This window comes from Thalassospira mesophila, from assembly GCF_002115755.1.
Lineage (GTDB): Bacteria > Pseudomonadota > Alphaproteobacteria > Rhodospirillales > Thalassospiraceae > Thalassospira > Thalassospira mesophila.
Window position 1 is genome coordinate 15,139 of sequence record NZ_JFKA01000017.1, and the last position, 12,480, is coordinate 27,618.

A 12,480-nucleotide genomic window follows, 5' to 3' on the forward strand; every position below is an offset into this window, starting at 1 on the left:
AAAATGTCCCTGGTTACAGAAATCGATTACGGCACCCCCGCCGTCACATCCGACAAAACCGTAACGCTGAATATCGACGGCTTTGACGTGACCGTGCCCGAAGGCACATCTGTCATGCGCGCCTCGATGGAAGCTGGCATTCAAATTCCCAAATTGTGCGCAACCGATATGGTTGATGCCTTTGGCTCGTGCCGCCTGTGTCTGGTGGAAATTGAAGGCCGCCGTGGCACCCCGTCATCCTGCACCACACCGGCTGCCGATGGCATGGTGGTGCGCACCCAGAATGACCGGCTTAAAAAGCTGCGTCGCGGGGTGATGGAACTTTACATTTCCGACCATCCGCTGGACTGCCTTACCTGTGCAGCCAATGGCGATTGCGAATTGCAAGACATGGCCGGTGCGGTTGGTTTGCGCGATGTGCGTTATGGCTATGAAGGTGAAAACCACGTTAAATCCCGCCAAAATGGCGAGGAAAACCCCCGCTATATGCTTAAGGATGAAAGCAACCCCTATTTCACCTATGACCCGAGCAAATGCATTGTCTGTTCGCGCTGTGTACGCGCCTGTGAAGAAGTGCAGGGCACATTTGCGCTGACCATTGAAGGGCGCGGGTTTGAATCGCGCGTATCGCCGGGTATGCACGAAGATTTCCTGTCATCGGAATGTGTGTCGTGCGGGGCCTGTGTCCAGGCCTGCCCGACCGCAACCTTGCAGGAAAAATCAGTTATCGAAATTGGCCAGCCGGAACATTCGGTTGTCACCACCTGTGCCTATTGCGGGGTTGGCTGTTCGTTCAAGGCGGAAATGCGCGGCGATGAACTGGTGCGCATGGTGCCCTATAAGGATGGCAAGGCCAACCGGGGCCATTCCTGCGTTAAGGGCCGGTTTGCCTATGGCTATGCCAGCCACAAGGACCGCATTTTAAACCCCATGATCCGCGAAAACATCAACGATCCGTGGCGCGAAGTGTCTTGGGAAGAAGCATTAAGTTATACCGCCAACAAGTTCCGCAGCCTTCAGGAACAATATGGCAAGGACTCCATTGGCGGTATCACGTCCTCGCGGTGCACCAACGAAGAAACCTTTCTGGTGCAAAAGCTGATCCGGGCCGGATTTGGCAATAACAATGTCGATACCTGTGCCCGTGTCTGCCATTCGCCCACCGGCTATGGGTTGAAAACCACCTTTGGCACCTCGGCTGGCACCCAGGATTTTGACAGCGTTGAACATACCGATGTTGTTATTCTGATTGGGGCGAACCCGACCGACGGCCACCCGGTTTTTGCATCGCGCCTGAAAAAACGCCTGCGCGCCGGGGCACAATTGATTGTGATTGACCCGCGCCGGATTGACCTTGTGCGTTCCCCGCACATTCAGGCCGCCGCCCATTTGCCCTTGCGGCCGGGCAGCAACGTTGCGGTGCTAACCGCATTGGCGCATGTCATTGTCACCGAAAGCCTGTTTGACGAAGCCTTTATTCGCGAAAAATGCGACTGGTCCGAATTTGAAGACTGGGCAACCTTTGTGGCCGATGCCAAAAACAGCCCCGAAGAAATTGAAAAAATTTCGGGTGTTCCGGCCGATGAAATGCGCAAAGCCGCCCGCATTTTTGCCACCGGCGGCAATGGCGCCATTTATTACGGCCTTGGCGTAACCGAACACAGCCAGGGCTCCACCACTGTTATGGCGATTGCCAACCTGGCCATGGCAACCGGCAATATTGGCCGCCCCGGTGTGGGTGTGAACCCGCTGCGCGGGCAAAACAACGTGCAGGGTTCGTGCGATATGGGGTCTTTCCCGCACGAACTGCCGGGCTATCGCCACATAAGTGACGATGGTGCGCGCGATATTTTTGAAAAACTGTGGTCGGTTAAGCTTAACGACGAACCCGGTTTGCGCATTCCCAACATGCTTGATGCCGCTGTTGATGGCACGTTTCGCGGTATTTACATTCAGGGCGAAGACATTTTGCAGTCCGACCCCGATACCAAACATGTGGCCGCGGGCCTTGCGGCAATGGAATGTGTGGTGGTGCATGACCTGTTTTTGAACGAAACAGCCAATTACGCCCATGTTTTCCTGCCCGGTTCGACCTTTTTGGAAAAAGACGGCACCTTTACCAATGCCGAACGCCGCATTAACCGCGTGCGCAAGGTCATGGCGCCCAAAAACGGCTATGCCGACTGGGAAGTGACCCAGAACCTGGCCCGCGCCATGGGACTTAACTGGAACTACACCCACCCGTCACAGGTAATGGATGAAATTGCCGCCACCACGCCCAGCTTTGCCGGGGTGAATTACGATTTGCTGGAACGCGAAGGCTCAATCCAGTGGCCGTGCAACGAAAAGGCCCCACTGGGTACCCCGGTGATGCATATAGACGGTTTTGTGCGCGGCAAGGGTAAATTTGTCGTCACCGAATATGTTGCCACCGATGAAAAAACCGGCCCGCGCTTCCCGCTATTGCTGACCACCGGGCGTATCCTGAGCCAGTATAACGTTGGCGCACAAACACGGCGCACGCAAAACAGCGTCTGGCACGAGGAAGACCTTCTGGAAATTCATCCGCACGATGCCGAACAACGCGGCATTCGCGATGGTGACTGGATCCGTCTGGTTTCGCGGTCTGGCGAAACCACCCTGCGCACCAAAATTACCGATCGCGTGTCGCCCGGTGTGGTTTACACAACCTTCCATCACCCCGGCACGCAGGCCAACGTGATTACCACCGACTTTACCGACTGGGCCACCAACTGCCCGGAATACAAGGTAACAGCGGTGCAGGTTTCGTCCTCGAACGGGCCCAGCGAATGGCAGGTCGAATATGACGAACAGGCCAAACAGGCCCGTCGTATTTTGCCCACCATTAACGCGGCGGAATAAACATGCTTTTGCGGGCACCGCTGGTTTCAGACGTGCCCGCAAACATCTGTTTCCAGTGTGCGGTAACATAACCCGGCCTGATAAAACGATAAAATCGCCCCCGCGCGTGAACATACGGAACCAAACAGGCGCGATAAACGTTTAAAAGCACGGGATTTTTGTAAAACTGCGTAATCCTGTATGATGCCGCACTGTTTGCTGGCAGGAGAATTGACCCATGACGCCTGAAAAACTTGTTTATATGGCCAATCAAATTGCAACTTTTTTTAAATCCCAACCGCCAGAAACGGCTGTACCGGGCATTGCCGGACATATCAGCGATTTTTGGGAACCGCGCATGCGCATCGCCCTGTTTGACCATATCGCCAAGGGCGGCAAAGGGCTGGACCAACTGGTAATTGACGCCGCCCCCGCCATTCGCAAGGTAAAGCAACCTGCATAATGGCCCGTATGCCCCTGTCCGCATCATCCCCGCCCGACCTGACAATCGCCCCCTCATGGCCCGGCGACAGCAATGCCGCACGCCCCATGATTGACGACCGCACGCAAAACCGTGCCGTGGCCATCAACAGCAACAGCACCGATGCGGATACGGATACGGATGCCAATGGCGACAACGACACCATACAGCTACAACCCGAAGTCCCGGCTGCACTGGTGTTTAATGGCAAATCCTATGCCGTGATGATGACATCGCCCCATGATCTCGACGATTTCATTGTTGGCTTTTGCCTGAGCGAAGGCATCATCCGCCATGCCGGACAAATTACCATTCGCGACATTCGGTCGACCTTGCGCGGATATGTTCTTGAGGCGGATCTGGACGAAGACTGCCTTGATGCCCTTGATACCCGTCAGCGATCCCTGGAAGGCCGGTCTGGCTGCGGGCTGTGCGGGGTGCAGTCGCTCGAAACCATCGCCGCCGAAACGCCGCACAAGGTTATCGCAGCAAACATGCCGCAGGATGTTGTCCTGGCCGCAATTGATGCCCTGCCCGATTTTCAAAGCCGCAACAAGGCCGGGGGCGGGTTGCTTCATGCCAGCGCCTTTGCCACCGCCAATGGCACCATCGTGCTGGCGCGCGAAGATATCGGCCGTCACAATGCGATCGACAAGGTTCTTGGCGCCATGGCCCGGCAAAATATCGACCCGGCAAGCGGTTTTATCTTAATGACCAGCCGCTGTTCCTATGAAATCGTGATCAAAACCGTGCAATGCGGTATTGGCGGGCTGGTAACCCTTTCGGGGCCAACACTTACGGCCGTCAATCTGGCGCGCCAGGCGGGACTAACCCTTATCTGCCGCGAACGGCGCGGACTTTTTCGCCGCTTCGCCTGACAGGACACCGGGAATAACAGCAGAAACCCGTTAGTCCCCGGTCGACACCACCCCGGGTTACCCCCCCTTTAACAAGAAATCCTTTGGTGGAAATGCCGGTAAAACCTTGATATTTTCTCACTCACCGATTTAAGAGCGACATCACGTTACCACATAGCCAATATGCAATTGAGATAGGGTGACAGTATAATTTCCTGTCACTCCCTGTACATTCTGGTTAAAAACCTAAGCATAATACTTTGTGGGTCGTTGCAATAAATCCAAAGAGGATGACCTACCCTCTTTGCACAAACGGGTGAACATTTGGCCGGGCTTTTCCATCCTTTTCGCGCAGTTCTTATGGGTATCACCCTTATAGCCTCGCTTATGCTTGCCTGCGGGGCGCAAGCACGCCCGGTTTCACGCGAAATTGCGTCGGTTTATTATTCCCCCGAAGATCCCAAACCCCGTTTTACCCCCGGCCACTCGCTGGCGGAAACCGTGCTGAATTATCTGGGGTTGACCGTCACCCACTTTGATCTGGGCAAGGGACTGCCAAAATTTACCGACCCCCACGAATTTCGCGGCATTCTGGTCTGGATGGAAATCGACCGCCTGCCCGACCCGGAAGGTTTTTTAACGTGGCTTGAAACCCAGATGGATGCAGGCACCAAAGTTGTCATTCTGGGCGATTGGTCGTTTTTGCAAAATCTGGATGGCAAAGCCGTTTCACTGGCAAGAGTTAACCGGGTTCTAAGCCGCCTTGGCGGTATTTACACAGGGGACTGGCAGGAATTTACCTTTGATTTCCAGCCCAGCCACTCCGACCCGGACATGACCGGATATGAAGCCGGTATCGCCCGACCCCTGCCGCCGTTTTACAGCGTCACCGCCAGTGCAAGCGGATCGGTTCCATTTGTTACGGCCCATACGGTTCAGGGTAGTGCGCCCTATGTGCTCGGCGCATTTGGCCCCTCGGGTGGCTTTGTCATGGACGGGTATGCGGTGCGTTTCGGCCGCAACGAACATGACCGAAAATGGATATTGAACCCGTTCAAATTCTTTTCGCGTGCGTTTGACCTCGAAGAATTTCCCAAGGTCGACACCACAACCCTGATGGGACGCCGCATCTATTATTCGCATATTGACGGCGACGGCTGGCGCAATGTCAGCGAAGTTCGCGGCGAAGGCGAACAAACCCTGCTTGACCCCGAAGTGGTCTATCGCGATCTGATTTTACCCTATCCCGACCTGCCAGTATCTGTCGCCCCGATTGCGGCCGACATTGACCCGACATGGGCAGGCACCCGGCGCACAGGCGAGATTGCGCGAAAACTGTTTGCGCTACCCCAGGTCGAGGTGGCATCGCATACTTATACCCATCCGTTCCAATGGAGCTATTTTGACAATTATTCGGCCAAACGCGAATCTCGCGATTTTGGCCAAAGCAGCCGCGATGTTTCAGAACGCTTCATGGAATTTCTCGGTATTGCCGATGACATCAATGCATCCGATACCGGGCTAAAAAAAACCTATGAATTGCCTCGCGCCTATGTCCGCCGCCCCTTTGACTTGCGCCAGGAAATAATCGGTGCCGCAAATTACATCAGCACCTTCGCCCCGCCGGGCAAAAAGGTCGAACTTCTGCAATGGTCAGGCGATACCTCGCCGTTTGAAGCCGCCATTGCCCTGGCCGACAGCATCGATTTGCCCAACCTTAACGGTGGCGACAGCCGCTGGGACCCTGATTATCCGTCTTTGGCGTGGGTGGCACCGGTGGGCATGCGGGTGGGCAAAAGAGTGCAGATTTACGCCTCAAACAGCAACGAAAACACGTATACCCGCCTGTGGTCAGATCGTTATTTCGGGTTTAAATACCTTGCCCGCACCATTGAAAATACCGAAAGCCCGATCCGCCTGCGCCCGTTCAATATTTACTACCACATGTATTCCGGCGAAAAAATTGCCAGCCGCAATGCCGTAATTGACAACCTGAACCTGGCGCGAAAATCGCCGATCATTCCCGTGGCCGCCAGCCGTTATGCCCGGCTGGCCAAAGGTTTTTTTACCGCCGAAATCGAACAGACCAAAGATGGTCTCTGGCGCATCCGCAACCGTGGGCAAGCCGACACCATTCGCTTTGATAACGGGGCCCGTCTGGCGGTGGATTTTGATCATTCCGTTGGTGTTATTGGCCAGACCCATTATCAGGGCAGCCTTTATATCAGCCTTGATGAAAGCGTGGACGAGCCGGTTATATCGGTTTTACCCGGCACCACCGAACTGCGCTATCCTGTTGCCAGCCATCCCTATGTTATTTCCAGCCGCTGGCGGGCATGGGATGTTACAGTTGGCGACAATGACTCGCTACATATGAAAATACAGGGCTACGGTGCTGGCGACATGCAGTGGCGCACCCGGCCAGGCGCGCGTTTTCGGGCAATTGTCCCCAAAACGCCGACGCGCCCGGCATGGTCACAAACCGTCACGGCCGACGAAAATGGAATGCTTGGCTTTACCATCCCGGTCAATGGCATTTCCGGGGGCGAACTGTCCCTTGAACCTGTGACAGAATAGGCGGCAGAAACGTGCGTTTGGGGACAATAAATTTAACCAGCCTTGGCGTCATCATTGTGATGACAGGCGCGGTTATTACGTCCGGTCTGCTGATGGTGCCGTCAAAACGCGAGTTGGCGAATATCTATTTTCGCGACAAGGATTTCGTAAAATCGCGCCAGTTCTATGAAGAAGAATATGCCCGTGGCAACCGCACCATTGATGTTTACGGGGCCTTGTCGCGCATTTATCTGCAAAATGGCGAAATTGACCACGCCATTGACCTGTTTGAAGCGCTCCAGCGCCGCTATCCGACATCCGTGCGCGTCCTGACCGATCTGGGCACCTATTATCAATATGCCCAGCGCCCCGATGATTATACCCGTACCCTTGAAGAACTGCGCAAGGTGGCCCCGACCGAAGCCTTGCTGCGCGATCTGTCCAACATCTATAATTTCAACGGCAAATACCGTGAACAAATCGATGTTTTGCGGGAGCTGGCTGAACGGGGCTGGGCCACAAGCCGCGATCTGGTATCGATTGTTTATCTTTATGCCAGCCTTGGCCTTCAGGACAAATCAATCGCGTTTGTTGATGGCTTGCTGGCAAAGCCGGGCAATTTTAATGCAGTCCTTGCCGAATTGAAATTGCGTCTGCTGTTTGATACCGGCAAGGCCGAACAGGGTGCACAGTTTGCCCGTGTCTGGGTAAACCGCCTGCCGGTTTACGCCACAGCCCAAACCATTGCCGGTCTTTATCAAACCCGCGGGCTGCCGCCCGGCCAGCTGATCGACATGGTCGCCAGCTTGCGATCCACGCTTGATAACAGCGATCCACGGCTTGACGTTCTTTATGCGTCAATCCTGCTTGATGCCAACCGCGTTAGCGACGCCCAGGCTGTGCTTGACCCGCTGATTAGCAGTAACACCCTAACCGATGATGGCTGGGCGGTTGCCATTCGGGCCGCGATTGGTGGCAACGATTTGCAAGCCGCAAAAACCTATGTCACCGCGCATCCCGACGCAGCCCTGCCCGATATTATGTCCTACGCCCTGGAAATTTCGCTGCAAAAAGGCGACCTTGCCAGTGCCGCCACATTTGCCGCCCATATTCCGGCGGAAAGCCGCTTGGCATCGCCGGTATTGTGGGCACGATATGCGGTATTGCGAAACGATCCTGCCGATATCGAAAAATGGATCACCACGGCCTTGGCCAAAAAAACCATGGCATTTGCCGACCGCTACGAACTTGCCATGCTGTTAAATGATTTGGGCCGCACCCGCGACTTGTTACCAGTGCTTGACCAGCTTGCCCAAACCACACCGGCCAATGGCGATATTTTCAGCCTTGCCAGCCTGTATGTCGCGCTGGGCGAGGCCAGCCATGGTTTGCCATTGCTATCCCCCGCCTTGCAAAACAACCCGCTGATCCGCAACCAGGCCGCACAGGCGCTGTTAAATGCCGCCACCGGCCACGGCGATCTGGCGCGACAATGGCTGGCACAGCTTCCTCCCGGCCAATTGGATGCCGACCTGCTATCGACCCTTTATACCACCGCCATGCAGGGCAAGGCGTTCGGCTTTGCCCAGCAGGTTGCCAGCGAAATCAACCGCCGCCAGCCCCGTCTGGAAAACCGCCTCCTGGTGCTTGATGCCATCTGGCGTCAAAACGATATCGCCGGGCTGACAGCCGCCCTTGATAACCTTTCGCCACAGGATACCGCCAGCCCGCAGAACGCGCGGATCCTGTCGCAATTCATGATGGATGTTGGTCTGCCTGCACGCGCCTATGCTCTGGCCGGTCGCTACCGCAGCGATTTTGCCACCCAAAACGATTTAAAGGATGTCTGGGTACAGGCAGCCTTGACCACCGGTCATCTTGACGATCTTTATACAACGCTTGCCACCCTCGATGCCGACCCGCAAAAACTGTCAATTGCGACGTTTGGCGCCTATGTCGAGGCCGCCAACAGCCTTGGCAAAACCGCCAGCCTTGAACCGGCCATTCTGGCGCGCTATGGCGACCTTCCGGGATGGTTGCGCTCATTGCTGATTGACGGTGCCCTTGATGGCGGAAACATCAAAACCGCCCAAGCCTATTTGCAACGCGAAGCCGATCTGAACGGCAGCGACATGTGGTTCTATCTGGCCAGCGCGCGCGCGGGTTTTGCCGACCATGACTATGACACCACGCGCAAAATGCTGCAGCAATCCCTGCGACATATCGCCGGGGCGTCGCCCACGTCGCTGCTGCAAATGGCCCGCATCTGGCAAATTATTGGCGATCACAGCACAGCCATAACAGCCACAGACCAGCCCCCCACCACCGCAGTTGCAGTTGCCACTACAGACGGCACCAATGGCACCGCCCGTCTCGACAAGGAAACCCTTGCCGCCCTGAACCAAATCGCCGATGCCCTGCGCCTGTTACCGTCAATCGATGCCACCAGCCTGCCCGAAACCGCCCTGCTGTTTCGCAGCCTGAACCGCCTCAACGATGGCGGCACGTTAATTGCGCGGGTCGCGGGGAATGCGCCGGGCTATGAAGCCCGTCTCGCCCAGGCCATTTTAGCAATTAATGCGCAAACTCCGGTGGCGACGCGCACATGGATCGCCAATTACGACTGGAAACTGGCCCAAACCGGCGATCTTGCCACCCTGCAGGGCCTTGCCAGCCAAAGCGGCGATGTAACAACCGAAATTCTGGCCACCCGCAAGCAGCTTGACCTTGCCCCAACCGATCGCCGTTTGCAATTTGCCCTGGCCGATGCGCAATTGCGCGCCGGTAATGTGGAGCAAGCTCTGGCTTTGGCGCGTGCCCTGCCCCATGATAATGAAGACTATCGCAATCTTTATATCGAAGCCCTGCGCCAAAGCATTGGCAAGGCCGGGCCGGGCCGTAGCGATCTGATCGCCCTTCTGTCGCAAGATTTAAATGACAGCACCGAACCGCGCAAAACCCAGATCATTTATGACCTGATCGGCCTGAATGCCTATGGCCCGGTCTTGCCGGAACTGGAAAAACGGGCCGAGCTGTCGCTGGAATGGGGCAATTATTATTTTGACGCCCTGTCCGCCCTTGGCCGCCCCAAAGATGCCTTGGCCTTCTTAAGCCGCCAGGCGGCATCAAGCGAGGTCAATGACCGTCAACGTCAGGAAATCGCCTATCGTCTGCTTGGTGCGGGCGAAAAAACGGCGGCTGAAATTATCTTCCGCGATATGGCGGCCAAATCCGGCCCCGACAGCGAAGCTGCCAAAACCCTGCTGTTTCTGTGGGGACCACGCCTGACCGATAAACAGGCCGACTGGATGAGCAACCAGATCGCCAACAGCACCGGCAAAACCCGACTGGGCTGGCTGGAAATTGCCGGCAACGCCTTTGCCCCGGCACGCGCGACAGCGCTTTTGGCAAAATATGCCCCAAAATATGCCAACAATAACGGCTATATTTCCCGTCTGATTGCCGCCTATCAAAAATCGGGTGACCGTGCCGCGTTGCTGGGCCTGCTTGATGACCAGCGCGTGCGCGCCGCCAATGACAAAACCCGCCTCACGACCTTGCTTGCCGCATCGCAGGCAGGCGGCTTTGAAAGCCTGACACAGCAAATCGCCCGGCGCCTGACGGTTATTGACCGCACAGCCGCCGAACCCTACCGCATTTTAGGCCAGCTGGCCTATGGCAAGGAACAGTTCGAAACCGCCAGTTCCTATCTTGAACGTTATCTTTCACTGGTGCCAACGGGCGATTATGAAAGTTACTATTATCTTGCCGAATCTGCTGATCGGCTGGGGCGCAAAAAATCTGCGACAACCAATTACCGCAAATCGCTGGAACTGCTACAACGCCAACCCGATCCGACCTTTTATATGCGCCATCTTGAAGGGCTGATTTTGCAGCGCCTGCAACGCTATGACGATGCTGTTGCCATTTTCACCCGCCTGTTGCGCGACAATCCGAACGATGCCGGCGTTATCGCCGACATTGCCGAAACCCGTCTGTTGCAACGCTCGCCGCAACGCGCATTGCAACGGGTTCGACGGCAATGACCGGCCTTGAATTAAGCCGAAACAAACATCAAATTATCAATGCCTTGGGGGAATAGGGGAAAAGATTGGGCAAGATCACACGATCACAAGGAATTTGGGGAATAGCAGCCTTTGCCAGCATTGCCGGCACAGCATTAAGCAGTCATGCCGAAATTACCGATGCGCGTATTGCCAATGACGGCGTTCGGAAATTTGACATGACGCTGGATCTGGCAAATTCGCCCGACAACACCGTCATGATCAACGGGCGCGAGCTGATTATCCGCTTTTCCGCCCCGATTGGTGATTTTGACATCAACACCATGCTGGGAAAATACCCCGAACAGGTCCTCACCGTTCAGACATCCTATAATGTGTTGCTGATCGAAATGGCGTTTGACGGCGAATTTCAAGTTACCCAGGATAAGTCGGGGATGGTTGTCCATTACGCACCCGCCGAAAAACCCGCCACCGATGCCGTGAATGCCGCGCAAGATTTCCAAGACAATACCGGCGCAACACCAAGCGCCGATACCGTTGCCGAAACCCGCCGCGCCATTATCGAGGCCCGCGCCCGCATGGAACTGGGCCAATATGGCCATGCCCGCGAAATCCTGAGCCACATCATTTTGGCCGATCCGGACAGTGTCGAAGCCCGAAATGCCCTGGCGGAAGTTGAATATCGCAGTGGCAACTGGCGCGAAGCCGCCCGGCAATATGGCCGGGTCATTGCCCGCAACCACGACCCGGCAATTGTCCGCGCACGACAGGATATTTTAAAACAGAACGGGTCGTTTATGGGCGGGGGTGTGCAATATCAAAACAATGGCAGCAGCAACACCCAGATTGTCGGCACGCTAAACGGCAGGGCTTTTTTGCGCGATGATTTGTTATTGCAGGCCGATTTTGAAAACCGCCATATCGATGCCGACCCGTTCCTGCAAAGTGACGGCAGCACAGCCGATTTTGGCGGCGAACGGCAAAAACTGGCCTTAAAACTGGAACAGGAAATTTCGGCGCGCACTATTTTGCAATACCGGGCCTATGCCACGCAAAAATCGCCGGGTGCTGGTGTGGAATGGCAGCGCAATGTCATTCCCGGCATTGCCGCGATTGCGATCGATTATCATCAGCCCTATTGGGACCAGACCAGTGCGATGGTCGAATATGGTACGCGCGACAGCCTTGCTGTCAGTTATGATGTTGCCACCGTTGAAAACTGGGATATCGGTTTTGGCACCTCGCTTAACCGGTATGGGCTGAATGGCAACGAAGACCTGGCGCGCACCGTGCGGCTGAACGGCTATGTACGCGACAATTTCGATATTTACAATTTTCCGGTCTTTGCCGGATACCGTCTGGACGGGGAATATCCGCTCGCACAGGAAGAAAAAACCGCGCAAGGCGTAACTTTCCGGCCGCTCGATGTTGCCCGGCGCGAAGTTCACGAATTTTCTATCGGTCACGATATCCCCCTGGCCGACTATCTGACCCTGTCGACCGGCATTTCCTACAGCTATGATCGCTACGGGGAACAGGGTTTTGGTTTTTCCGGGGCTTTTATCGGCAATCTGGCCGACGAATATGAAACAACCCTGTCATTTGGTCACACCGCCAATTCGTCAAGCAGTGTGGGCAGCAGCGGTTCCACCTTTATCGGCATTGCCATCAAACGATATTTCTAGGACGCGAAAGGACA

General features: G+C 55.6%; 6 protein-coding genes. All 6 read left to right on the forward strand.

The annotated features are described in order from the left end of the window. Positions 1-3: 3 nt before the first annotated feature. The 6 genes from fdhF to TMES_RS20830 all read left to right on the forward strand — a co-directional run bounded on the left by fdhF (position 4) and on the right by TMES_RS20830 (position 12,466). Positions 4-2,883 carry a formate dehydrogenase subunit alpha gene (fdhF, locus tag TMES_RS20805; RefSeq protein WP_085586199.1) on the forward strand — a complete coding sequence of 960 codons (2,880 nt, stop codon included), beginning with the start codon at positions 4-6 and terminating at the stop codon, positions 2,881-2,883. Between the two features lie 217 nt (positions 2,884-3,100). Next, positions 3,101-3,325, forward strand: coding sequence for a formate dehydrogenase subunit delta (locus tag TMES_RS20810; protein ID WP_085586201.1), 225 nt, complete (start codon positions 3,101-3,103; stop codon positions 3,323-3,325). Then, positions 3,325-4,221, forward strand: a complete 897-nt coding sequence (gene fdhD / locus TMES_RS20815; protein ID WP_245835538.1) for a formate dehydrogenase accessory sulfurtransferase FdhD — start codon at positions 3,325-3,327, stop codon at positions 4,219-4,221. The genes TMES_RS20810 and fdhD overlap by 1 nt, the downstream gene beginning before the upstream one ends. A gap of 339 nt (positions 4,222-4,560) precedes the next feature. Next, complete coding sequence (locus tag TMES_RS20820; RefSeq protein ID WP_085586203.1) at positions 4,561-6,777, forward strand: polysaccharide deacetylase family protein; 2,217 nt, start codon at positions 4,561-4,563, stop codon at positions 6,775-6,777. A 17-nt stretch (positions 6,778-6,794) separates the two neighbouring features. Beyond that, entirely contained in the window at positions 6,795-10,802 is a 4,008-nt protein-coding gene (locus TMES_RS20825; RefSeq protein WP_143589762.1) for a tetratricopeptide repeat protein, read from the forward strand. Positions 10,803-10,867: 65 nt separating this feature from the next. Then, positions 10,868-12,466 (forward strand): tetratricopeptide repeat protein, encoded by a 1,599-nt coding sequence (locus TMES_RS20830; protein ID WP_085586207.1) that lies wholly within the window; start codon positions 10,868-10,870, stop codon positions 12,464-12,466. The last annotated feature ends 14 nt before the right edge of the window (positions 12,467-12,480 follow it).

Excerpts from the sequence above, each read along its gene's own strand:
- TMES_RS20820 (WP_085586203.1), top strand. The coding sequence starts at position 4,561 with ATGGGTATCACCCTTATAGCCTCGCTTATGCTTGCCTGCGGGGCGCAA.
- fdhD (WP_245835538.1), top strand. The coding sequence starts at position 3,325 with ATGGCCCGTATGCCCCTGTCCGCATCATCCCCGCCCGACCTGACAATC.
- TMES_RS20810 (WP_085586201.1), top strand. The coding sequence starts at position 3,101 with ATGACGCCTGAAAAACTTGTTTATATGGCCAATCAAATTGCAACTTTT.
- fdhF (WP_085586199.1), top strand. The coding sequence starts at position 4 with ATGTCCCTGGTTACAGAAATCGATTACGGCACCCCCGCCGTCACATCC.